This is a genomic window from Sulfuricurvum sp. RIFOXYD12_FULL_44_77 (assembly GCF_001830725.1).
Taxonomy (GTDB): Bacteria; Campylobacterota; Campylobacteria; order Campylobacterales; family Sulfurimonadaceae; genus Sulfuricurvum; species Sulfuricurvum kujiense_A.
In genome coordinates, this window is sequence record NZ_MIBU01000266.1 from 1 (window position 1) to 24,858 (window position 24,858).

General features: G+C 39.9%; 25 protein-coding genes and 1 pseudogene. 15 read left to right on the forward strand and 11 right to left on the reverse strand.

All coding sequences use genetic code 11. From position 1 onward, the window contains the following. The 12 genes and pseudogenes from A2517_RS09455 to A2517_RS09510 form a co-directional block, all read left to right on the forward strand. A pseudogene (locus tag A2517_RS09455) lies at positions 1-361 on the forward strand (MBOAT family protein); the annotation flags it as partial. A gap of 10 nt (positions 362-371) precedes the next feature. Beyond that, positions 372-1,400 carry a hypothetical protein gene (locus tag A2517_RS09460; protein WP_294896404.1) on the forward strand — a complete coding sequence of 343 codons (1,029 nt, stop codon included), beginning with the start codon at positions 372-374 and terminating at the stop codon, positions 1,398-1,400. 74 nt (positions 1,401-1,474) lie between these two features. Continuing rightward, positions 1,475-2,248: a glucose-1-phosphate cytidylyltransferase gene (rfbF, locus tag A2517_RS09465; RefSeq protein WP_294896406.1), complete on the forward strand. Its 774-nt coding sequence runs from the start codon at positions 1,475-1,477 to the stop codon at positions 2,246-2,248. Beyond that, positions 2,248-3,342 carry a CDP-glucose 4,6-dehydratase gene (gene rfbG, locus A2517_RS09470; protein ID WP_294896452.1) on the forward strand — a complete coding sequence of 365 codons (1,095 nt, stop codon included), beginning with the start codon at positions 2,248-2,250 and terminating at the stop codon, positions 3,340-3,342. Before rfbF ends, rfbG begins: the two co-directional genes overlap by 1 nt. A gap of 4 nt (positions 3,343-3,346) precedes the next feature. Then, on the forward strand, positions 3,347-4,222 hold the full coding sequence (locus A2517_RS09475) for an NAD(P)-dependent oxidoreductase (protein ID WP_294896408.1): 876 nt from the start codon (positions 3,347-3,349) through the stop codon (positions 4,220-4,222). Beyond that, complete coding sequence (gene rfbH / locus A2517_RS09480) at positions 4,219-5,553, forward strand: lipopolysaccharide biosynthesis protein RfbH (RefSeq protein ID WP_294896410.1); 1,335 nt, start codon at positions 4,219-4,221, stop codon at positions 5,551-5,553. Before A2517_RS09475 ends, rfbH begins: the two co-directional genes overlap by 4 nt. Beyond that, positions 5,550-6,569, forward strand: coding sequence for an NAD-dependent epimerase/dehydratase family protein (locus tag A2517_RS09485; protein ID WP_294896412.1), 1,020 nt, complete (start codon positions 5,550-5,552; stop codon positions 6,567-6,569). Before rfbH ends, A2517_RS09485 begins: the two co-directional genes overlap by 4 nt. Beyond that, positions 6,551-7,474 carry an NAD(P)-dependent oxidoreductase gene (locus A2517_RS09490; RefSeq protein WP_294896414.1) on the forward strand — a complete coding sequence of 308 codons (924 nt, stop codon included), beginning with the start codon at positions 6,551-6,553 and terminating at the stop codon, positions 7,472-7,474. The genes A2517_RS09485 and A2517_RS09490 overlap by 19 nt, the downstream gene beginning before the upstream one ends. Continuing rightward, positions 7,475-8,479 (forward strand): glycosyltransferase family 2 protein, encoded by a 1,005-nt coding sequence (locus tag A2517_RS09495; protein WP_294896416.1) that lies wholly within the window; start codon positions 7,475-7,477, stop codon positions 8,477-8,479. Further along, positions 8,476-9,441, forward strand: a complete 966-nt coding sequence (locus A2517_RS09500; protein WP_294896418.1) for a glycosyltransferase family 2 protein — start codon at positions 8,476-8,478, stop codon at positions 9,439-9,441. The genes A2517_RS09495 and A2517_RS09500 overlap by 4 nt, the downstream gene beginning before the upstream one ends. Further along, complete coding sequence (locus A2517_RS09505) at positions 9,423-10,295, forward strand: glycosyltransferase family 2 protein (protein ID WP_294896420.1); 873 nt, start codon at positions 9,423-9,425, stop codon at positions 10,293-10,295. Before A2517_RS09500 ends, A2517_RS09505 begins: the two co-directional genes overlap by 19 nt. Positions 10,296-10,314: 19 nt before the next feature. Next, a complete protein-coding gene (locus tag A2517_RS09510; RefSeq protein WP_294896422.1) occupies positions 10,315-11,103 on the forward strand; it encodes a hypothetical protein in 789 nt (262 codons plus the stop codon). On the opposite strand, the gene A2517_RS09515 is transcribed toward A2517_RS09510, so the two are convergent. The 7 genes from A2517_RS09515 to A2517_RS09545 form a co-directional block, all read right to left on the reverse strand. Further along, positions 11,100-11,723, reverse strand: coding sequence for a DapH/DapD/GlmU-related protein (locus tag A2517_RS09515; RefSeq protein WP_294896424.1), 624 nt, complete (start codon positions 11,721-11,723; stop codon positions 11,100-11,102). The genes A2517_RS09510 and A2517_RS09515 overlap by 4 nt on opposite strands. Beyond that, complete coding sequence (locus A2517_RS09520; protein ID WP_294896426.1) at positions 11,720-12,691, reverse strand: glycosyltransferase family 10; 972 nt, start codon at positions 12,689-12,691, stop codon at positions 11,720-11,722. The genes A2517_RS09515 and A2517_RS09520 overlap by 4 nt, the downstream gene beginning before the upstream one ends. 9 nt (positions 12,692-12,700) lie before the next feature. Continuing rightward, on the reverse strand, positions 12,701-13,522 hold the full coding sequence (locus tag A2517_RS09525) for a glycosyltransferase (protein ID WP_294896428.1): 822 nt from the start codon (positions 13,520-13,522) through the stop codon (positions 12,701-12,703). Positions 13,523-13,533: 11 nt separating this feature from the next. Further along, positions 13,534-14,556 carry a glycosyltransferase family 9 protein gene (locus tag A2517_RS09530; RefSeq protein WP_294896430.1) on the reverse strand — a complete coding sequence of 341 codons (1,023 nt, stop codon included), beginning with the start codon at positions 14,554-14,556 and terminating at the stop codon, positions 13,534-13,536. A 4-nt stretch (positions 14,557-14,560) separates the two neighbouring features. Further along, the gene (locus A2517_RS09535; RefSeq protein ID WP_294896432.1) at positions 14,561-15,619 is read right to left on the reverse strand and encodes a glycosyltransferase family 4 protein; all 1,059 of its coding nucleotides are present in this window, start codon (positions 15,617-15,619) and stop codon (positions 14,561-14,563) included. A 3-nt stretch (positions 15,620-15,622) separates the two neighbouring features. After that, on the reverse strand, positions 15,623-16,945 hold the full coding sequence (locus tag A2517_RS09540) for a UDP-glucose/GDP-mannose dehydrogenase family protein (RefSeq protein WP_294896434.1): 1,323 nt from the start codon (positions 16,943-16,945) through the stop codon (positions 15,623-15,625). Between the two features lie 67 nt (positions 16,946-17,012). Beyond that, complete coding sequence (locus tag A2517_RS09545; protein WP_294896436.1) at positions 17,013-17,771, reverse strand: glycosyltransferase family 2 protein; 759 nt, start codon at positions 17,769-17,771, stop codon at positions 17,013-17,015. 75 nt (positions 17,772-17,846) lie between these two features. On the opposite strand from A2517_RS09545, the gene A2517_RS09550 reads away from it, so the two are divergent. Next, positions 17,847-18,614, forward strand: a complete 768-nt coding sequence (locus A2517_RS09550) for a lipopolysaccharide kinase InaA family protein (RefSeq protein WP_294896438.1) — start codon at positions 17,847-17,849, stop codon at positions 18,612-18,614. Here the strand turns inward: A2517_RS09550 and A2517_RS09555 are convergent. Continuing rightward, complete coding sequence (locus A2517_RS09555) at positions 18,574-19,545, reverse strand: glycosyltransferase family 9 protein (protein ID WP_294896440.1); 972 nt, start codon at positions 19,543-19,545, stop codon at positions 18,574-18,576. The genes A2517_RS09550 and A2517_RS09555 overlap by 41 nt on opposite strands. Positions 19,546-19,599: 54 nt before the next feature. Between A2517_RS09555 and A2517_RS09560 the strand changes: the two genes are divergently transcribed. After that, positions 19,600-20,772, forward strand: coding sequence for a glycosyl hydrolase (locus A2517_RS09560; protein WP_294896442.1), 1,173 nt, complete (start codon positions 19,600-19,602; stop codon positions 20,770-20,772). Next, positions 20,769-21,731 (forward strand): lipopolysaccharide heptosyltransferase II, encoded by a 963-nt coding sequence (waaF, locus tag A2517_RS09565; protein WP_294896444.1) that lies wholly within the window; start codon positions 20,769-20,771, stop codon positions 21,729-21,731. The genes A2517_RS09560 and waaF overlap by 4 nt, the downstream gene beginning before the upstream one ends. On the opposite strand, the gene A2517_RS09570 is transcribed toward waaF, so the two are convergent. Genes A2517_RS09570 through rfaD form a run of 3 tightly spaced genes read right to left on the reverse strand, consistent with a single transcriptional unit; the run spans position 21,720 to position 24,741 of the window. Continuing rightward, positions 21,720-22,307, reverse strand: coding sequence for a YfaZ family outer membrane protein (locus tag A2517_RS09570; RefSeq protein WP_294896446.1), 588 nt, complete (start codon positions 22,305-22,307; stop codon positions 21,720-21,722). The two genes, waaF and A2517_RS09570, sit on opposite strands and share 12 nt — an antisense overlap. Next, positions 22,301-23,734 (reverse strand): D-glycero-beta-D-manno-heptose-7-phosphate kinase, encoded by a 1,434-nt coding sequence (gene rfaE1 / locus A2517_RS09575; RefSeq protein ID WP_294896448.1) that lies wholly within the window; start codon positions 23,732-23,734, stop codon positions 22,301-22,303. The genes A2517_RS09570 and rfaE1 overlap by 7 nt, the downstream gene beginning before the upstream one ends. Beyond that, on the reverse strand, positions 23,731-24,741 hold the full coding sequence (rfaD, locus tag A2517_RS09580) for an ADP-glyceromanno-heptose 6-epimerase (protein ID WP_294896450.1): 1,011 nt from the start codon (positions 24,739-24,741) through the stop codon (positions 23,731-23,733). Before rfaD ends, rfaE1 begins: the two co-directional genes overlap by 4 nt. Positions 24,742-24,858: the final 117 nt, after the last annotated feature.

Sequence of the window (24,858 nt, forward strand, 5' to 3'; positions counted from 1 at the left end):
CCGTGCTTGGAAATCACTCGGTTTATCAATGAACAAATACCTTGCGTGGTTCATCACTTTTAACTTCATCAATATCACCTGGATCTTCTTTAGAGCCAAGGATTGGGATGCTGCTAAAAATATCCTATCCGCTATGGCCGGTGTCAATGGAATGATGCTTCCTGAAGGTAAAACTATAAGCAGTGAAACATCCCTATGGATTTTAGGAGCATTTCTCGTTGTACTCCTCCTCAAAAACAGTATGGAGACGCTTCACTCGTTTCGACCTAACTGGCGTTATCTCTTTTTGTTTTTGATTTTTTCACTTGCCGGGATCTTAAATCTCATGCAAGTGAGCGAATTTTTATATTTTAATTTTTAGGCTTTCAATTATGACGACAAAAAAATGGGTTCAAACCACTCTGTTTTTAGCCTTTAGCTCACTTATATCCATTGGTGGATTTAACTATTTTATAGATCCACTTTGGTGTTTTGAACATAAAAACTTCTTGCAATCTCACAGAGAAGGTTTTAATGAAAGACAGCAAAAAATAAATCTTATCCACTTTGGCAATTTAAATTTTCAAGGGTTGATACTTGGAAGTTCCCGCGTTACAGTACATAATTCTCAAGCCCTTCTGCCTCTTAAAATATTGAACTTAGCTGCAGATGGTATGACACCGTATGAGTTTCAAGACTATGTTGAATTTGCAAAAACAAAAAATGGCTCGAAAATTGATACTATTTTTCTTGGATTAGATTTACTGACCATTGGCCCTAAAATCAATGAAACCGATTGTAACACTTATATAAAAGCTTCCTATGCGCCGCTATATCGCTATAAAAGCCTTATTACCTATGATTCAACTACTGTCAGTATCAAAAATCTACGAAATACCCTTTTTAACCGCTACAAAAAAAGATTCAAAACTTATGACCAAAATCATATTGCATTGACTCACCCGATAAAACCCGACAAAGTGAATGAAAAGGTTAATACGTATCTAACTTTAATACGGAACGATACTCTAAAATACGACCGAAACAACTACATGAAGGCATTGAAATCTTTAATTAAAAACAATCCCTCAGTAAAATTCATCGTGTTTACAACACCTTTACCGGATCCTGTCTTAAAAGTGCTCCTAAGCAAAAAGAGCAATCAAGACATCTATTATCAATGGCTCAATGATATAACTACCATTTTTGGAAATATTCATCATTTTTGTTATTCAAATCCTGTAAATAAAAACTATCCTACTACTTTTGTAGACCAAGGGCATTACACTTCTGAAATCGGAAATTGTATTAATACAAAAATCAAAGGTGAAAGGTGTGGGGGAGCACTTTTTAATGATTTCGGAATCGTATTGGATAAAAATAATATTTCTCAGTTTACAGCAAATAGCTTTAACCGTTAAGATTTTGGCTTTTATACGATAAAATTACAAAAGAAAAATCATTTAAATTTTAGTTTAGATAAAAAGGGTTGAGCGTGAAAGTGTTATTACTCGCAGGCGGTTATGGTACTCGTCTTTCTGAAGAGACGGATATCCGTCCAAAACCGATGGTAGAAATTGGGGGAAAACCCATTCTTTGGCACATCATGAAAATTTACAGTCACTATGGATTTAACGATTTTGTGGTACTTCTCGGCTATAAAGGTTATTTTATCAAAGAGTATTTTGCCAACTATTTCCTCCACCAAAGCGATGTGACGATTGATATGCAAAACGGTAAGATGGAAGTCTTAAACAATTCAAGCGAACCGTGGAAAATCACCCTTTTGGATACCGGTTTGGATAGTATGACCGGCGGAAGGGTCAAACGGGCACAGTCATTTATCGGGAATGAACCTTTTATGCTCACCTATGGTGATGGTGTTGCAGACATTAACATAGCTGAATTGGTGGAGTTTCATAAATCTCACGGAAAAGCTATGACCATGACCTCTGCACAGCCTGAGGGTCGTTTCGGTGCATTAAATATAGAAGAAAATCATCAAGTAACCCATTTTCTTGAAAAACCGAAAGGGGATGGCGGCTGGATCAATGCCGGTTTTTTTATCTGTGAGCCTAAAGTATTTGACTATATCACCGAGGGGGACAGCACCGTATTCGAACAAAATCCACTACAAAGTCTCGCCCGTGACGGCGAAATTTTCACCTATAAACACTCCGGATTTTGGAAACCTATGGACAGCCTAAAAGACAAAAATGATCTCAACAATCTTTGGGATGCGAAAAAAGCTCCTTGGAAAGTATGGTAATGACCGATCTTTTTGGGGGAATATATAAAAATAAAACCGTATTTGTAACCGGACATACAGGATTCAAAGGTTCTTGGCTAACCTATTGGCTCAAAAGTATAGGAGCCAAAGTTATCGGTTATTCGCTTCAAGCTCCAACTGAACCAAGCCATATCGAACTACTCAATCTTGATATCGTTTCCATCATCGGAGATATCCGCGATTTAGATAAATTAAATCTCGCACTTGCAACTCACCAACCGGACATCGTATTTCATCTAGCAGCACAACCGTTGGTTCGATTGTCCTACGATAACCCTATCGAAACCTATGAAACCAATGTCATGGGGACACTGAAGGTTTTTGAAGCGTGCCGTACACATAAGGTCAAAGCCATCGTCAACATCACAAGCGATAAAGCCTATGAAAATCGCGAATGGGTCTGGGGATACCGTGAAAACGATCCGATGGGGGGATATGATCCGTACAGTTCTTCCAAAGGATGTGCTGATCTGTTGGCCAACTCCTATCGAAACTCTTACTTTAATCCTAAAGAGTATAAAAAATCGCATAACACTTTATTGGCTTCCTGCCGTGCGGGCAATGTGATCGGTGGCGGCGATTGGGCACAAGACCGCTTAATAACCGATATTATGCTCTCCGTTTCAAAAGGGAAAAAAGTCAGCATTCGAAATCCCAATGCTACTCGCCCATGGCAGCATGTCCTTGAACCGCTCAGCGGATATCTCGCTATCGGACAAAAACTGTTAGAAGAAAAAGTGCAGTTCGGGGAAGCATGGAACTTTGGCCCCAGCGATGAGGGAAGCATAACCGTCGAAGAAGTAGTAAACAATGTCAAACAACATTGGGATAAGATCGACTATGAGATAACCCGTGATCCAAATCAGCTCCATGAAGCAAATCTTTTAAAACTCGACTGTTCTAAAGCCCATATCCATCTAAAATGGAAAGATGTGTGGGATAGTGCAACGACGTTTGAAAAAACAGTTAAATGGTACAAAGCTTTTTATGAAAATGGCAACGTGTTGAGCGAAGAAGACCTAAAAGCCTATATAGCAGATGCAAAAAATAAAAAACTAGTATGGGCTATTTAAAGATATGACGGTATTGCTTACCGGTGCTACAGGTTTTTTAGGCAGTTCTCTGCTCAAAAAATTCTTGAAAGAAAATTATGAGGTCATCGCTTTAAAGAGAAAAGAATCTGATTGTTACAGAGTAACGAATGAAGTGGATCGTGCAACGTTTTATAATGCGGATGAAGTGGATCTTACCGATATTTTCAAACACCATACCATTGATATCGTAGTCAATACGGTAACGGATTATGGGAGATTCAACAAGCAAATTTCTTCAATTATCAGTACCAATTTATTATTTGGACTGAAACTGTTAGAACTTTCGATAGAGAATAATGTCAAGCTATTTCTTAATACGGACACATTGCTAGAGAGGAATATCAACCCCTATTCACTATCAAAAGCTCAACTTGTTGACTGGATGAAATTTTTATCCTCTCACACTACTAAAATGGTCAACATAAAAATAGAACACATGTACGGTCCCCAAGATGATACGACCAAATTTGTTTCTTGGATCATTGAACAGTTAAAAGCCGATGTTAAAACCATTCCCCTTACCAACGGAATCCAAAAGAGAGATTTCATCTATATCGACGATATCGTAGATGCTTTTATGACAATCATTCTAAATTATCATGCTTTTCCCGCCTATGAAGAGTTTGAACTTGGATCCGGTCATTCAATAGAAGTCAAAGAGTTTTTGAGTATTATTTATACTCAATTATCCATCTCACGGCCTCTAAATACAAAACTTGATTTTGGAGCGATACCGTATCGACCTAATGAAAAAATGGATATGCAAGCTGATATATCAAAACTTAACACGTTAGGATGGAAACCAAACATCACACTCGAAGACGGGATCAAAAACACGCTACAAGGAATACTCAAATGAATAAACAAGAACAGCTAAAGCAAGAGATTTTAGACAAAACTAAAGAATATTACGAACTCGTACATAAACCGCAACAAGAGAAAGTATTCGTTGAGGGGAAAAGCCGTGTCAATTATGCCGGCCGTGTTTTTGATGAAAAAGAGATGATAAATCTTATCGATTCATCTTTGGACTTTTGGTTAACGTACGGTGATTATTCCAAAAAATTTGAGAAACAATTATCTGAATATTTAAATGTACGATGGGTATTTTTAGTAAATAGTGGAAGTTCTGCCAACCTACTCGCATTTTATGCCCTAACTTCGCCGCTATTGGGAAATCGTCAGATCAAACGGGGTGATGAAGTCATCACAGTAGCAGCAGGTTTCCCGACTACCGTTGCTCCTGTTGTCCAATACGGTGCCGTTCCTGTCTTTGTTGATATGGAATTAAAACACTTCAACATCGATACCACACAACTCGAAGCAGCACTCAGTCCGAAAACAAAAGCGGTGATGATTGCTCATACGCTTGGAAATCCTTTTAATTTAAAAGCCGTTAAAGATTTCTGCGATAAACACAACCTTTGGCTCATCGAAGACAATTGTGATGCACTTGGTTCCATTTATGATGGGAAACCGACAGGAACGTGGGGAGACATCGGGACGAGCAGTTTTTACCCTCCTCATCATATGACCATGGGTGAGGGTGGGGCAACCTATACCGATAATCCGCTTCTTAAAAAAATTATGCTCTCAATGCGTGACTGGGGACGTGATTGCTGGTGCGAAAGCGGTATAGATAATACATGCGGATGCAGATTTTCTCAGAGTTTCGGAACATTGCCAAAAGGGTATGATCACAAATACGTCTACTCGCACTTCGGATTCAATCTCAAAGTTTCCGATATGCAAGCAGCAATCGGTGTAGCTCAACTCGAAAAATTCCCCACGTTTGTCGAAAAAAGAAAAGAAAATTTTTCTAAACTCTACAATGGGTTGAAAGATTTGAAAGAAATCACCTTAGTAGAAAAACAACCGCTTAGCGATCCTAGTTGGTTTGGCTTCATGATAACGTTAAATGAGGGTGTGAAGTTTTCAAGAAATGATATTGTTGAATTTTTAGAAAATTCTAATATTCAAACAAGAAATCTTTTTGCAGGAAATATGCTAAGACACCCTATGTTTGACAGCTTGATTAAAAATGAAGAGTATCGAGTTATTGGGGACTTGGTCAATACCGATAAAATCATGAATGATAGCTTTTGGATAGGTTTATACCCAGGTATGGGCGATGATGCTATTAATTATATGATTAAGAAAATTAGCGAATTTATTAAGGCCAATGCATGAAATATTTAATAACAGGCGGATGCGGGTTTCTAGGTTCCAATATAGCCAGTGAAATACTAAAGCAGGGAAATGAACTTGTCGTATTTGACTCTCTTTACCGATTTGGCAGTTACCAAAATCTCGAATGGCTTAGAACACAAGGGGAATTTGAATTTGTTCACGGTGATATTAGAAACACCAATGATGTTGAACGGACCATTAAAACGCATAAACCCGATGTTATCTATCATCTAGCAGGCCAAGTTGCTATGACGACTTCCATCCTAGACCCGCGAATGGATTTTGAGGTCAATGTCGGTGGAAGTTTTAATCTACTTAATGCCGTAAGACTCTACAGCCCTGAATCGACTATTATTTACTCTTCTACCAACAAAGTTTATGGTGATTTAGAACAGTTCACGTATAAAGAGACTGAAACACGCTACAGATGTATCGAAAAGCCAAACGGATTTGATGAAAGTGTTAATCTCGACTTTCATTCCCCTTATGGAACATCCAAGGGGAGCGCAGACCAGTATATGCTTGATTTTGCACGAATATACGGGCTAAAAACCGTTGTATTTAGACACTCTTCGATGTTTGGCGGAAGACAATTTGCCACCTACGATCAAGGATGGATCGGTTGGTTCACACAACAGTCCATAAACATCAAAAACAAGACGCTGAAAGAACCTTTTACGATTTCAGGCAATGGTAAACAAGTAAGAGATATAGCTCATGCCGAGGACATGGTAGCTCTCTACCTAAAAGCTTCAACAAAGATAGATAGCATAAAAGGTCAAGCGTTTAATGTCGGGGGAGGTATAGAAAATTCTTCCTCACTTCTTGAACTGTTTCATTTTTTAGAGAATGAACTTGACGTGAAGATGGAATATACTCAACTTCCAGTAAGAGAATCCGATCAAAAGATTTTTGTCGCAGATTTAACAAAAGCAAAAGAGCTGATAGGATGGGAACCGAAAATTTCCAAAGAAGAAGGTATTCGAAAAATGATTGAATGGGTCAGTGGTCAGTGAAAGCCATCCTCTTAACGGGAGCCAATGGTTTTCTTGGAAGTCATTTACTAAAACGGCTGGCTGATAGCTATGAAATAATTATTACCCTAAGAAAGACTTCCGATACAAACCGAATCGAAGAGCTTTTAAAAGAATCTAAAAATATCCATGCTTATTACATTGACGAAGCAAAAACTCAACAAATAGAAGATATTTTTTCCAATCACCCTATCGAAACAGTTATACATTGTGCAACAAATTATGGACGAACAAATAACTATTTTTTTGAAATTTTCAATGATAATGTAGTATTTCCAATGAAACTGCTTGAAATCGGCCAATCGTATCAGTTAAAATATTTTTTTAATACGGATAGTTATTTCAATAAAGAGCACCTTTCATACAATGCATTGCCTCACTATTCAAAAACTAAAAAATTATTCTTGCACTATCTCAAAGAAATCAGCAAAAATATCACCACTATCAATATGAGACTTGAACATATTTATGGTGAAAATGATAATCCCGATAAATTTATTACTTTTTTGCTGAAAAATATTGTATCTCATCATGATATTGATTTAACATATGGAGATCAAAAACGAGATTTTGTTTATATTTCTGATGTTGTTAACGCTTATAAAATATTGCTTGACAATGTATCATATTTCAAAACTGCTTCAGCGCTTGAGTTTGAGATAGGTACTGGTTCTAGTTTTAGTATAAAAGAATTTGCTGAGTCATTGAAAGCATCTCTCCAAAGTACTTCCACTATCCGTTATGGTGTACTTGATTATCGTGACGATGAGATTATGAATAGCTATGCCGATAGCTCATTTATAGATTTTATCAATGCGCATGGACTAAACTTTCATTTTAAAAGCATCTATGAAGGTATACCAAAAATGGTAGAGGAAACTCATTAAATGCCACTACTCACTATCGCTATACCAACATATAATAGAGCTGAAATACTAAAACAAAAACTCTCTTTTTTGTTTTCAATAATCGATGAAGATTGTCTGATATTAATCAGCGACAATGCTTCGGAAGACAACACTATCGACATAGTAAAACCATTTATAGAACAATTTTCAAATATTGTTTATCATAGAAATACAACTAATCTTGGATATGACGCCAATGTTTTAAAATGCGTAAAACTTTCAACAACAGATTATGTTTGGGTTTTAAGCGATGATGACGATATGGAACAAAATGCCCCTTCTATCATTATAAACTACATAAAAAAGGACTCTCCAGATTTAATTTGTTTGAACGATGCTAATGAAAAAGGAATTTTAACTTTTACTTCACTCAGAACTTTAGCTGAGGAAAAAATACAAATTAATGCAGGAGATATTCTCTGTTTATCCAACTTGCGCGAAGAAGAAAGATACGCATATATTGCTTCATTTTTTTGGGTCAGCCGTTTAGTAATTAACAAAACCAAAATTAAAAACTTTTCATCTTTACAAGCATATATAGGAAGCAGCTTTATACAGTTAGCACTTACTAATACTTTACTATTAAATGAAACATCAACAATTTTATACACCAAAGAAGGATTAATTAGAAACAATCCACACTGTGTGTTTTCACATAATTTTGTAGATGTTTTTGTTAATAAATTTTATGATTTTTGTATGATACCTTACTCTAATTTTTCCAAGAAAACAGCTCTAAAAGTTGCATCGCAAAACATCCCTTTTATCGTTGATGGACTTAAACAGCACAAAATAGGAAACAAAATTTTTAATTATGATTATAGATTTTTTTATCTCATCGGTAAAATGTTTAAATATCGCTGTTCTCTTTCTCTGATCTTTAAATTTATTACTATTTTTGCTATTCCAACACCCGTGATGAAATTTTTTAAGAAAGCAAAACACCCTTGTAAAGAAGATGAGAACAAAAGGACATTTATATGAGTACACCAAACTTGGGAAAAGTTTCTATCTGTATTCCAACCTACAATAGACCGAAACTACTGAAAGAACTGCTCGATTCTATACTTTCACAAACCTATACAAATTACGAAATCATTATTACGGATAATTCTGATACTTTTGAGACAAAAGAGTTGATAGAAGGATCTTATCAAGATGAACGTATTCACTATCATAAAAATGAAAAAAACCTTGGGATGGACGGTAACAGCCTCAGAGCATTAAGCTTTGTCAACGGAGACTATTTTACCTTTACACCGGATGATGACATTTGGATCGATCCGATGAAACTAGAAAAACAAGTACTATTTTTGCAATCCAACGAAAATATTGATAGCTGTTTTTCAAATGCATTGCACATACACCACGATGGCACAAAACATAAGAATCAATTTCATTCCGATTATTCGAAACAAAACACTTGTGAAATAATTTATCCTATCTCTTTGCAGTTAGATCAAAAACAGCCGCCGGAGTTTGTCTGCATTTTGACAGGTATGATGCGCTCCACAGTGCTTGATATTTTTACAGAATCTTGGAAATACGGATGTGAAGAGTATTTTATGTGGTATTTAGGCGGTTCAAATACAAAAATAGGGTTCTGTTACGACCAACTGGTCGCGATTCGTGACGGTGATCATAATTGGCAGGTGACAGACGAAAACGGAGCATTGACAAATTACCGTAAAAATGACCGAAGAAGGGCACAGCAAATTATCGATATATGGAGTAATCTATTAAAAACCTATCCGACTGATTTAATTATGTTTAACAAAAAAACAGAAAAGATTGTCTTTAAAATGCTCATCAGATTACTCTATAAAGAGGCTTTTAATTATTCTTCTTTATTTAACAAACTCGGAACATTAGATTTCATCTATTTATACACGTATTATTTAACCAAAGAACTCAAAAGGGGGCTAAAATGGATAAAGTCTCGATAATTATCCCTACACGCAATAGATCATCTTACCTCGCAAGAGCTGTTGAACACGCCTTTGCACAAGATTATCCAAATATAGAAGTCATTGTTTCCAATAATGCTTCGAGTGATGATACCGCACAAGTGTTAGAAGATTTAAAAACAAAATATCCCAATCTAATATCTGTACATCACCCTGAGCTTTTATCCCTAAGTACACACTGGGATCAAGTTATCCGAAATGTTAGTACTGGTAATATTATTCTTTTGATACCGGATGATGATGTCATTATTGACAAAAATTATTTCACTAAAGCAATGCAAATTTTTAGCAAATATCCAACTGTTGGATTGGTATTTGCAAATTTTCACGTGATAAACACTCAACATGAACGAATACAAAGCTACTCCATTCAACTTGATGAATTTGTTCCTAAAGAGAACATATTTAATAACTATAATAAAGATATTTTTGGCATGAAAGGTTTTGGAATTCCCCATTTAACGACTCTGTTTTCAAGAAAAGCGTACATGGATGTAGGTGGATTTGATCTTGATTGTATGTCACCAGATACCTATTTATGGCTAAAAATTTTACTAAAATACGATGCAGGTTTTGTTGATCAAGCCGTAGCAGAATATTTAATGCATGAAAATAATCTATCCAAAAAAGCCAACATAGATCAATTTTACAGTGATACACTGATTCCTCAGAAAGTCCAAGATTTGGCACAAAGGATAGGTAGTATTGATAAAAATCAATTAAAAACGATCAAAAGAATGTACGAAATATTTTACAGACGTTATATTAATGTCAGCTATCCGAAAGGCTCTTGGAAGAGAGCCTATTTGAAATTCCTATTGAAATTTCAATAATAGTCACAGGTATTCTAGAATGAAATACTTAGTAAACTTTGCGAATGACGCTTTTAAGGGAAAACAGCAGCAACAAAATGAAACTGCTTTAAAAATTGGTGGGTTTGATCAGATTTTTTCTTTTTCACTTAATGACATAGATCAGATTTTTTTTGAAGAAAACAAAGAAACTCTATCACAACCCAGGGGAAGCGGATATTGGCTATGGAAACCCTATTTTATATTGAAAGTATTACAGACACTAAAAGAAGATGATTATTTATTTTATTGTGATTCTGGAGCATACTTTGTTGATACAATTGATTCACTCATAACACTTCAAAAAGAAATCAATCAAGATATCATCCCTTTTCATAACCCTCATCTCGAAAAATTGTACACAAAGAGAGATACTTTCCTTCTGATGGAATGTGATTATCCAGAGTATACTAATGCTATGCAGTGTTTAGGAGGAATACATTTATGGAAAAAAACAGATTTTACAATTCGATTTTTAAATGAATGGCTTGATTATATGAAAGACGACAGAATTTTAACAGACATCCCCAATACCTTGGGAGTGCCTAACTATTCGGAATTCGTTTCACATAGACATGATCAATCTATCTTTAGTTTACTGTGCAAAAAGTATCATCTCATATCATTTATAGACCCAACACAATACGGAAATAATGAACGTTTAAAACTCAATGACCAACAGCTAGGACAATTGCTACATCACACAAAAGGGGACAAGATCAAACGCACATTGCTGGAAAGAATTATCCGCGAAGTTTCTCGTCTTTTTAAAGCAAAAAAACACTATTAAATTTCTAAATTTTTAACTGTCCAATCAATATTGTCTTTAACTACTTTAGCAGGGTTTCCTACAATAACCTTATTGTTTGGATACTCTTTTCCATTTAATAGGCTTCCCATCCCTACAACTGAGTTGTCCCCTACGGTTGTCCCTTTCAATATCTTAACCCCTGTACCGATCCAGACATGAGAGCCTATGACAATAGGTTTGGATAAATTAATTACTTTACCTGCTTGAGTTATGGAATGGCCATCACACCCCCACATCGCTACGTCATCCGATATCATGCTGTCTTGCCCGATAGATATGCTGTTGTTTGTTCCACATGCAACCAGTAATGCACCTGCAACCCCTACTCCAGTATCTATAAATATTTTATTGTCATGATTTTGTACGACGATTTTTAATCCCGTAATTCTATTGGAGCTTTTTATAATAATGGTATGGTTATCGCCATCTATACCGATATCAATATTTTTATATCTACCCTCTTCAATGATTAATGTATTCTTATTTCCATTAATTTTAATTTTAGAATTTTTCAGTTTTCCCTTGATATCCAAAATATTATCTTTTCCTCTTACCCGAATCATTCTTTTTAGAAAAAATTTATTAAAAATTCTTATCATTTTCCGACCAATTTCAACAATTTTTTCTTTTTACGCTCAATATACCGTTTAAAACGGGTACTTATATCATATTTGAATGGCTTTAACGCGATTCTCTTTCTCTTACCTTCAAAGAAATGGCTCTGAGCAAAAGCTGCAACCATTGGCAATAAATTATATTCATCAAGAACTCTCCGTCGCGCTTCTGCAATTGCTTCAATACGGTTTTCCCATTCATTTTTTTCAATTGCGATTCTCATCGTTTCAAGAGCTTTCTCAGGATTGGAAATATCAATCCAAATATATGAATCTTCAGGAAAGTAATGATTAATATTGGTGCAACCAAAATAAAACGGTAATCCAAAACCTAAAAATACATCACTAATTTTTTCTGTCCAGTAATGGTCGATGTCATTATTTTCAATAACAATACTGTATCGATACGGAGCGATGCCATCCCATTTATCTTCTATAAACTGTGTCCCTTTACCAAAAAAATCAATTCCAAGTTCATTATGCTGTTTTAGGTACTCGATAAAGGCAACTCGTTTTTTGTGCCCGGGCCAACGTGTTAGATTACTAGCAATACACGAAATAACTTTATCTTTTTCCATCGGAAGATTGATAGCTTTCAATTCATCATACGTTTTAAGAACATGCCATGGCAAGGCACCGTGTGACAAGATAATTTGTGTATTCGTTCCTACTTCAGAAGGTACATGATTAGTAAAAACATATCGATATTGTTCCAGCTGACTGTCCATCCAATCGGTATCACCTTTGTGATAAGGCTCTTGCATTATTACAGCAATATTTTCTGGCGGACACATTAGAGAAACTTTTTTTTTGGGAGTATTAAGAACAATAACCCCATCACAAAAGACTATCGGCTCTTCAGTAAACTGAATACCATTCCATTGCATAGAACCACGCGGGGAATAAGTAGTAAAATCACGATCTTTGTAGTTTTTAATAATGCGAATGAGCATATTTTCCCTTTACACTTTTATGATCCCGTCTCGGCATCGAAATTTATTCTCTCTTTGTTTTTCGTAAATAATTTCGAGATTTTTGTCACCCTCAACTCCCCGATCGCTTCGCGGATGATTCAAATGGAGCAAATTTGCAGAAAACTTACATGACTTCATTTCAACACCTATAGCTTTTAGACGCCATTCCAGATCGGTATCATCCCTATTCGGAGCAAAAGGAAGCGCTTCATCTATCCCGTTTACTGCCAGCAAATCACTTTTATAGCATGAGAAATTAGACGCCAGTATATGGATATTTTTATCCAATTTTGAAACTAATTTTTGCACGAGTGAATTTGGTTTCAGATAGATTCCTTGCTCGAGATGACGAGAATTATCCTCTTTAAGATAGTTATAATAAGTAAAAAAATTGTGTTCAATCTCGCCAATATTTTTAATGCCACTGCGTAAATCTTGAGAAACTTTGTCTCCTAAATTAACTCTTCTTCCGCACAAAGCTTTTTTAGGCTCTGATAAACGTACATGAGCTTCAATAAATGTGGAATAAGGGATCGTATCTCCATCGATCATAATAATGTATTCACCCTTACTCATGGCAATAGATGTATTCACCGCCTTCGGCTTTCGATTACCTATGTCTTCATGGCTATAATGTTTAATCGGATATGAAAGATTCAAACTCTCAATAAGATTCTTTGTTTCAGGTGAATTGTCATCTTCAGCAATAATCACTTCAAAATCCCTATATGTTTGACATTCCAAAGCTTCTAAAATCAACCTTAATGCAATAACATCTTTATACGTCGGAATAATAAGGGATACTTTCATAATATTATCTTTCACTTTATAAGCATCAATTTTTCAATATGTTTGACACTCTGTTCAAAAACTATTTCTACCTCTGGAATAGTAGCATTAAGAGTAAACACCGCTTCGTGCATACCGTCTCTCGGCCAGTAACGGAACGCTCCTGTTGCGAAAAAGATTCCTACCGTTGGTGTATTAACCGCTACTGCCATATTACGAACACCTGTGTCGTTAGCAATAACCATCGTCGCTTGTCCTAAAAAACCATAAACCTCTTCAAGTCCTAAAAGCTCTTGTTTAACAACATTCTGACAATCTGATAGTGCTTCGAGCATATCATCGACTTTCTCATCCGGTTTAACGCCATCCATAAGAATATGGGTCATTTTCGGAAATTGTTTCGACATTTTTCGTACCAACTCGATAAAATGACCTTTTGGCCAACATTTATGCTGTGTTGAAGCACTCGTAAAATAGCAGATATAAGGTTTATCTGTCTCTCTCTCATAGGCCGGAAAAGCATATTGAAGAGGATGCTTGCCACGCGCACCGAAAACACTGGCAAAATGGAGCATATTTTCAGTCTCTAACACAAAATCAGAACGTTCCAATACAATGTCTAAAAACAACTTGCGATATTCACGGTATGGAAACCCCATTTTTAACTTCGCTTTATTGAATAACATGGTCCACATGGAGAGCGCATCATCGGCCAAATCAATGATGATATCATGCTCACCCAAGCTCTTCATCTGTTTGATCCGTTCTAAAAAAGAGGTTTTTTTACCATTTATTTTTTTATACACGATATGTACTTTATCAACCATATCAACCGGTGCACCATACTGATAGTGATCCACTAAGCTTAATGTTAATTTAGCATTCGGAAAAGTTTCTCTTAGCTCTACGATCAAGGGTCGCATAACCACTAAGTCACCAATGGCACCATGCCGAATAATTGCAATACTATGGACACTTTCATGTGTCATTTGTTCTGCCGTTTGTCGTGCTTTTTTTGACGAATATCCGCCCTTTTCACGTGCCCATAGATACATTAATTTACTCCCTATCCAATAATTCCGCTAGTTTTACAAACTGCTTTTGACTTTCAAACTTTTCATAAGCTTTAGCTTTTCCCGCAGATGCCAAAGTCTCTTTTTTATTGTCATTTTTACACAGAGATTCAAGCTTCTGCGTTAAATCTGCCACGTCGTGGGTTTGAAACAATAATCCGTTCATCCCCTCATCAATAATCTCTAGCGGTCCACCGCTGTTACTGGCTACGACACAGACACCGCACATCATCGCCTCAATCACAACCAATCCGAACGTCTCATTTTCCGTCGCTAGAACCAGAGCATCGCATAGTTGCATATACTTTTGGGCTTCTTGGGTAAATCCGGTAAAAATAGCATAATCGGCGTAGTGTTCTATTAATGATTCAAGGTATTTTTGATCCATAGCGTGCCCGACCACCAAAGCTTTTGATGCGATACCTTGCTCATTTAATCTTTTAACCGCTTCAAGGACGAGATGCTGCCCTTTTGCCTCTTCGATACGCCCTACAATCCCAACGACGAACTCATCTTTAAGACCCGTTTTTTGACGAAAATCTTCTTTTTCTTTGGAATCCAAAACGTGCGGTATCTCTGCCCCCATATAGAGGACTTCCACTTTAGGACGAATATCGGCGGGGATAAATTTTTCAAGCTGTTCTTTTACCTGATAGGTCACAGGAAGCATCATATCAATATTTTTATACAAAAAACGGTGATAGAAATCATCTTTAAAACGGGTCATTCGCATATTACGGGTTTGCACCAGTTTCGGTTTTTTACGGCTGAGAAGTTTTGCTAAAACGGCGATAGGAATATCTTTTGTCCAGTGCAAATGGAGGAGATCGATATCGTTTTCATCGATGAAACGGGCCAGTTTTATAAAACTGTAACGCCCGATTTTAGAATAGTGAACATCGCTATTTTGATAATACGGTTCAAGTTTTCCGTTCTCATTAATAACACTGTACGCATTAAGAAAGTGTGACGCCCGCACCATATAAAGTTCAAGCCCCCCTAGGTCGGGAGAGAGACATAATTCTAAAATCTTTTTAGATGCCACGATTTAGACTCCGATTTGAATATATTCAAATCCGAGTTCACCCATCCGCTCTTTGTTAAACTGATTACGTCCGTCAAAGAAAATCGCTGATTTCAGAAGTTTTGTCATCTCTTCAAAATCGGGGCTTCGAAACTCTTGCCACTCCGTCACCAAAATCACGGCATCGGCATTTTTGAGTGCATCGTATTTCCGATCAACATAGCTGACTCGGCTGTTGCCCTTGAGATAAAAATGTTCCGCTTCATGGCGAGCTTTCGGATCATACGCAACGATTTGTGCACCCTTGGCGGTCAGATCGTTAATGATCGTAATCGCACTTGCTTCACGCATATCGTCTGTTTCAGGTTTAAATGCCAATCCCCATACGGCAAATGTTTTACCTTCAAGATTTTGCCCGAAACGGTTAAATACTTTTTGAGAAATCACATGCTTTTGATCGTAATTGACCGCTTCGACCGCATCCAAAATACGCGGTGTATATCCAAAATCTTTTGCCGTTTTCGCGAGTGCCTGAACGTCTTTGGGAAAACAGCTTCCGCCGTATCCGCACCCCGGATAGATAAAGCTGTATCCGATACGGCTGTCGCTTCCGATTCCGTTACGCACTTTGTTGATGTCGGCACCAACCCGTTCGCAAATATTAGCCATTTCGTTCATAAAGCTGATTTTGGTGGCCAGCATCGCATTGGCGGCGTATTTCGTCATCTCGGCGCTTTTAATATCCATCCCGATAAAACGGTCATGATTTTTCATGAACGGCTCGTACAAATCGTGCATAACGTTCATCGCTTTCTCACTGTCGGCACCGATCACAACACGGTCAGGATGCATAAAATCTTTGATCGCTGCACCCTCTTTCAGAAATTCGGGATTCGAAACGACATCAAAGGTTAAATCGCTTCCGCGCGCATCAAGTTCAGATTGAATCGCCGCACGTACTTTCTCAGCAGTACCAACCGGAACGGTTGATTTATCAACCACTACCATATAGTGTTCCATATATTGACCGATACTTTTGGCAACGGCAAGGACGTATTGCAAATCAGCGCTTCCGTCTTCCCCCATCGGCGTACCGACCGCGATAAAACTAATCGTCGTATTCGCAATGGTCTCAGCGATATTGGTCGTAAATTTCAACGTCCCTTTGGTATAGTTTTCCAAAACCATCGTTTCCAAACCGGGTTCATAAATCGGAATAACTCCTTGAATGAGCTTATCAATTTTCTTTTGGTCTATATCGACACACGTTACACTGTTTCCCATTTGAGCGAAGCAGGTTCCACTTACTAATCCGACATATCCCGTTCCGATAACCGATATTTTCATTTAAAAACGCCCTTATTCACTTACTTTATTGGTTAGATTTTATCCAAATCGCTCTTAAATCGCTCTTCTATATCGTTTTCTTCTTTTGCTCCGCATTCATCTCATAAAGTTTGATGTATTTATAAAAATTGGTCACCATATGGGAGAATGCGATGATAAGCCCTGCATATCCGTCCAAAAATCCTCTTTTGAGGATATAGGTGCGGAAAAACGAATAAAGCCCGTTAAAAAAAGCTTTTGCAGGAGATGAGCGTTTTTTGCCGACATTATCCTCTGCGAACAGTGTCGAGTATCGGTCAGCTTTGAGGACAAATTCTGAGATGCTTTGGTAGGGGTAATGGCTAAAAGTGTGGGAGAGTTTTTGGACACTCACTCCCTCGGTGAGGATATGCTCATGCACCGCTTTATCACTGTAGCGGGTCGTTTTTCGGTTATAAAGACGGACAATTTCATCCGCGCCCCAACAATGGGCAATCTCGGTCATTTTATAAAAGTTTTTACGCAATAGGGTATATACGGTTTTGGAATCAAATGCTAATTCTTTAATCTCTTGCACCAGTGCCGCATTAAGCACTTCATCCGCATCCAGCGAGAGTATCCAATCGTGCACCGCATACTCCGCCGCCGCATTTTTGGTCGGACCGAATCCGTTAAATTCCCCCTCAATCAAACGAACATTTAGAAACGATGCAGCGATCAAAGCGGTATCGTCGGTAGAACCGTTGTTATACAGGACAACATCATCAAAATCTCTCAAACTTTCCAGACAACGATGAAGTATGCTCCCTCCGTTTTTGACGATGATAACAACGGAAATACCCATCATTCCTGCCTTTCAGTATGATTCAACACTCTTTTTAGTATCATATCACACCCTCTCTTAAGGACATTGCACACTATTATGAGTATCCAATACGAATGCCATGACGATTACCTGTTTTTAAAATCCTCGTTTGAATCGATACGAGAGATCTTCGCCAGCGACGATCACTCTATCCACAAAGCGCGCAATGAACTCAAAATTATTGATTTAGCAGGGGTTAAAACGGTCATCAAATCGTTCAAAGTCCCCCATTTACTCAACCGTATCGTTTATACTTTTTTTCGACGCAGCAAAGCGTACAAGTCCTATCACAACGCGCTGCATTTGCAAAAACTCGGCATTTCAACCCCTCAGCCGATTGCCCTCATCGAATTTTTTGAATCGGGGCTGTTGGCGGATAGCTATTTTATCAGCGAATTTTTCGACTACGATTTCACCATCCGTACCCCGCTCCTCGAGCCGCTCGAAGATCGCGAAGCCATCTTTACCGCTTTTGCCGCCTATACGTACAAACTTCATCAAGCAGGGGTATGGCATCTGGATTACTCCCCCGGCAATATTTTGATTAAACGCTTAGATGTGGGCTATCAATTCTCCATCGTCGATATTAACCGTATGGTTTTTAAGACGATATGCCCTCTGGAGGGGTGTGAAAACTTTAATAAGCTATGGGCGTTTGATGATGAGCTGGAGATCATGGGGCGTGAGTATGCGAGACTCAGCGGATTGGATGAAGCAACCGCGTTTGCGGAGATGAAGCGGCACAACGATGCGAACAAACGGGTCAAAAACGCTAAAAAGAGACTCAAGAAAGTGTTAAAAGGCGATTTTTCAACTCCTGCTTAACCGTCTCAAACATCGCCGCCCTCCCCGTACTATCTAAGGGGATCATAAAATGGCGCTGTTGTTCTCCGATGCTTTTCCAACGCGATGCTGAGGCAAAAAGGGTATCGGCAAAAAAAGTGAATGTTTCACACCCTACCGCACTCGCCAAATGATACGTCCCCGTCGAAGTACTTATAAACAGTTTAAAACTGCTTAAAAGTTTGGCAAAATCGACGACGCTCCCGCGTGAACGGTACAATATCACTCGACTCTCTCCCAAAAGCTCTTTCGCTTCATCGTAGAGTTTTTCCTCATCGGGACCAAACGTCATTACCACATCAAACCGCTCGTCCGCTTCGGCAAGACGTACCAAAAGGGTGTATTCCGCTAACGTCCAGTTGGCATCGGATGAGCCTCCGAAGCCCGGATGAAAGGCAATTACAGGTTTGTCAACCCCATACTCGGAACAAAACGCCCTATATGCTTCCGCACTTCCCTCTAACTGCAACAGCGGCTTCGGAAAATCGAGAGTGATATCGGGGAAAAGAGCTTTTGTCAGCTCCAAGTTATACTCAAACTCCGCCATTTTCACTTCACTGCGGCGCTGTCTAATTCGTCGGTTGTAAAAGATTTGGGCGATTTTCGTCGCGGGGGCAATACGGAGTGGGATACGGGCTATAAATTGGGCAAGTGCGACACGTGTATTGGAAAAAAGGGTGATGGATGCATCGATTCGGGCTTTTTTTATTTTAAAAGCAAGTTCTAGGATATCCGGACTCTCATCTACGATCACCTCATCGATAAAATCGCACGACTCTGCCAATTTACGGTTTAGGAGGGCGACTAGGGCAATGATCCTGTTTTCTGGGTTATGTTGTTTTAAGACATAAAAAGTCGGCAAAGCGGTTATAAAATCACCCAGTTTATCGTTACGCACTACCAAAATATTCATGTGTTACCCTTGTTTTAATGGGGTTATTTTACCCAATATCGCTATAATCTCACCATGAAACAACCGTTTGCTTGGGATCACTACTCTGATCAGCCCGCCATTATCCGAGACCGTGCACTTAAGCGGCAAATGCGCAGAAGTGCCCTCCCCTCACTCATTAAAACCTTTTTGATCGCACTCGTTACACTGCCGTTAGCCTTGGTGCTGATGCCGTTTATACCGCGACGTACCATTAGCGGCGAGCACTTTTTCGGGTTGGGGGTCAATCTGGACAAAGAACCCAACACCACTCCGTATCTCCTCGATGAACTGGGGGTCAAAAAACTTCTTATCCGTATTCCGCTTTGGGAGATGGATCGTTTGAGTGAGTATGTTACCTTTATCCGCTCATTTACAGAAAAAGAGATCACCGTTGCGCTGCTGCAAGATCGCGAACATATCACCAGTCCCGATATGAGCAGGGATCATTTCATTCAGATTTTTGAAGCGCTAGAAGGGGTTTGCTCTACCTATATTATTGGCTCTACCATCAATCGTGCCAAATGGGGATTTTTCAGCGTTAACGAGTATCTCGATTTTTACGGCGTCGCATATGATCTGAAGAAAACACGCTTTCCCCATCTCAAGCTCATCGGCTCTAATGTCATCGATTTTGAGTACCACTTCAGTGCCCATACACTCTTCAATCTCACACGCATACGCTTCGATGCAGTGGGGAGCCTCCTCTATGTCGATCGTCGCGGAGCACCCGAAAATACCCAAATGGGATTTGCTCTCTTGGGAAAAATAAAACTTTTAAATGCCCTCATCTCCCTCAGTCCAAAAACGGCCAATGAGCTTATCATCACCGAAACAAACTGGCCGATTAAAAACACCGCCCCTTTCGCTCCCACCAGTGAACATGAATGCGTTAGCGAAGAGGATTATGCCGCTTTCATGGTGCGCTATCATCTCCTTAGCTTTGCATCTCAGCGTGTAAGCTCTGTTTACTGGCATCAGCTAATCGCACCGGGATATGGGCTGATCGATAACCGTGAGGGAATCCGAAAACGAAGCGCTTTTGAAGCATATCGAGTGATGCTCTCTCATCTTGGTGATGCAGAGTTTATGAGCTTCTCTCACAGTGTCGATGAATATCAGCTCATTTGCTCAACCCCTAGAGGGAAATTACACGTCACATGGGCCCTCACTTCAGCACCTACCTATACCTACAAGGCTCAATCGTGAAAATACTCGTCATTCTCCCCAACTGGCTCGGCGATGCGGTGATGGCGACTCCCGCACTCGAAGCTCTTTGTACCCTCTATCCCGACGCTGAATTGACACTGGTCGGCTCCTATGTCAGTATCGAAGCGCTTAAATACCATCCTCAATGCAAACGTCATTATGTCGATGAGACGAAAAAAGAGGGGAATCGATTTGTCAATACCTATCGATTTGCGAAAGTGTTGGGGCAACATGATCTGGCGATTACCTTTCGTAATCAACTCCACTCATCATTGCTCCTCTTTTGGAGCGGATCTGCAATCACTGCGGGGCGTAAAAGCTGGCACTCAGCCCTTTTACTCAAATATCCCATCAAACCCTCACACCCCTCTCATCTGGTAGAGCAATACCGCGATATCGCCCAAAGTCTAAGTTCACAGCCGCTCGTGATCGGAAATCTACAACTCCATATCCCGCCTCATCGATACACGCGTCCCACTCTCGGAATCAATCCGGGCGCAACGTATGGAAGTGCCAAACGGTGGTATCCCGAAAAATTTGCCGAAGTGGCACGGGCATTCAGCGACCGCTACGAGATCATCCTCTTTGGCGGACCAAACGAAGTGGGAATGGCGAACGATATTGCATCCCGTTTAAACGGCCTCAACGTCACCAATCTAGCAGGGAAAACATCCATTCAAGAGCTGTGCAGTTTTATCGGAGGACTGGATATCTTCATCACCAATGACAGCGGTCCGATGCATGTTGCGGCAGCGTATAGTGTTCCGACCGTTGCTATATTCGGTCCGACACGCCACCTCGAGACATCCCAATGGATGAATGAAAAAAGCACTATTGTACGACATGATATGGAGTGTGCACCATGTATGAAGCGCGAATGCCCGCTAGGACATCATGAGTGTATGACAAGCATCACCCCTGATGAGGTGATTGAAGCAGTAAAAAAGTTAAAAGTCTAGTCGCATCCCGAAATACCACGCATCGTTATAGGTCACATCGCGCGTTTTCAGATCAGTCTCAATGCTGCGGTATCCGACACCGATTCGAGCATTTTCAATCGGTTCAATATCCAAACCGATCCGAGTTTCCATATAACCGTCCCCCTCTTTCAAACAGAGGCTAGAGGGAGCATAGTAAAACGCTCCGTTCACATAAAACGGAAACGGCGTATTAATCGGTAATTGCAACTCCGCTTCAACGCCCAAAGGTACTGCCGCGTAGCGCTGTCCGTCAATCTCGGTATACTCGGCTTTGATCCCCAGTCCTACTTTCAACCCCGGCACTCCACGCACCGGCTGCATCACCATAAAAGATACTTCCACCAGAGGGTCAGGATCAGCTATCGTTGTGCTGTTATTGTTATCCCCATTCAGAAAACGGGCACCGATATAGGCATTGCTCATCGCATTTCCCATACGACCCACATCCAAACGGATCTCGCCGCCCACCTCTTTGTCATTAACATTCACACCTATTTGATGTGCCGCAAATGCTGATGTAGCCATAAGGAGAGTGATAATTATTTTTTTCAACATGGGGTTCCTTCATTAATTCGTGCTATCGTAGCGGTCGTACTTTTTCCGTCCACAAACTGCACCAGTCGCAATTCTTTGGCAAACTCCGCGCCAACGACGCTTTTACCCTCGTAATCGCCCCCTTTGACTAAAATATCGGGTCCGATATTTTTGATCAACTCGTGCGGCGTATCTTCACTAAACAATACGACATAATCGACCGATTCCAGCGCAGCTAAAATGTATGCACGATCTTCCTGAACATTAACAGGGCGAGTAGGCCCTTTCAGCTCTCGAACCGAGCTGTCCGAATTGAGCCCTACGATCAACACATCCCCGTAACTTTTGGCCTCTTGAAGATATTTAACATGGCCGACATGGAGAATATCAAAACACCCGTTGGTGAAAACGACTTTTTTACCCTCTTTTTTAAGGCGATCGGAGAGAGCGAAAATCTCTTCATGACTCTTGATATGCATATCGGAGGTACTCTGATGCAAACTCGACTCGTATTCCTCAATCTCTCCGAGTGTTACCGTTGCCGAACCGATTTTGCCGACAACAACGGCGGCGGCATGGTTGGCAAACGGAGCGGCTTGATCAATCGTATATCCGCAACTAAGAGCAAATGAGAGGGAAGCGATCACCGTATCCCCTGCCCCCGTCACATCAAAGACCTCTTTCGCCACCGTCGGGAAACGACGCATCGTTTCATCATAAATGGCAATACCGTCTTCCGAGAGGGTGATCATAGAACACTCTAAATCGCACGTCTCTTTAAGACTCAAGAGGGCTTTTTTCAGACTCGCTTCGTCATGGATCACAATCCCTGTCGCTTCGGAGGCCTCTTTTTTATTGGGAGTCAAAAGATAGGCTCCCCGATATTTATGATAATCTTTCCCTTTGGGATCGACCAGTACTTTTTTTCCCGCTCGCTTCGCCGCCGTAATAACCCCGAGTGCAACCGCGTCGGTAATCACCCCTTTTCCATAATCGGAGAGAATAACGATATCACATCTATCGAGGACACTTTCCACATAAGCCGTAATAGCCATTTCACTGGTGATATCGATAGAGTCTTTCGACTCTTTGTCGTAGCGAAGAATCTGTTGATTAGAGGCAATAATACGACTCTTTTTCGATGTTTTTCGCCCTTTTTGAGTAATCAAACCCTCACTGGATGCCCCGATCGTAGAGAGCATAGCACGCAGTTCTGCTCCGTTTTCATCATCACCGATAACCCCTGAGACACTCACCCGTGCACCCAAGGTAACCAAATTGTTGATCACGTTACCCGCACCGCCGAGAACCGTCGTTTCACGGGCAATATCGACCACCTGCACGGGAGCTTCGGGAGAGATCCGCTCGCACCCTCCCCACAAATAATGGTCAATCATCAAATCCCCAATAACAAGGATATGGGGATGAGCGTTTTGGAGCGTTCTCATGAGAGTTCCTGCTCGAAAAGACGTTTGATTTCCGGAACATATGCCGCAATCCCCTGTTCAAATTCAAAACGGGGTTCATACCCCAAAGCACTCTTCGTCGATTCGATATCCGCCTCGGTGTGAAACTGATAACGCCCCACATACGGGTTAGCCATATATTCGCACGCAAAGGATGTCCCCAACTCGCTCTGGAGAATATCAACCATCGATTGAAACGATCGTGCCTTCCCTGTTCCGACATTAAACACACCGTTTTCTTTGGGGTGCATTGCGAGAATGTTCGCCTGAACAATATCCTCAATGTAGATGAAATCGCGCAAGATTTGATCAGAGTTTTCAAAAAGCTTCGGATTTTTTCCTGCTAACAGCTGATGTCCGAATTGCACTACCATCGATGCAGTTTTATTTTTGAAAAATTCTCTCGGACCGTAGACATTAAAATAGCGCAATCCTACGATGCTGATATGGTCATGTTTTTGAGAATATTGACGCGCCAAATGATCCATCATCAATTTTGAGAAGCCATAAACGTTCTGAGGCGCTTCGCGTCCCACACGTTGAGGCGAAGGAGCGTCACCGTACGTCGCACCCGATGAGGCATAAATCATGTTGGCACCGTGCTCTACCGCAATATCGAGGAGATCTTTAAAGGCATTGACGTTGGTTTGGATCATCAAATCCTGCTCCAGCACTGTCGTGTCCGAAATCGCCGCTTCATGAAAAATGTAATCAAATTTATAGTTTTTTTGCAGTGTGCCGAGCAACGCTTTATCGTTGATATCGCCGCTGATCACTTCGCCGCTAAATCCGAGGAGATTTTTAAAATGACCGAAACTTTTGAGATTACCGTTGGAGAGGGTCAAATTCGAGCGGAAAAGATCCAACACGACGACATGAGCTTGCGGATAATGCTCCTGAAAATAAAACGCGAGGTTGGAGCCGATGAAACCTGCCCCTCCCGTTATCAAAATCGTTTTATGGTTTAAATTAACATCACTGTAACGCATGGATAATCCTTCTTAAAGGTAGTATCATATTGTAACAAACTCTTTATTAAAGGTTAAACAGTTAGAGTGATTTAAGATAGATAGGAATATAATAGCGGCGAAATTTTATACGGAGAA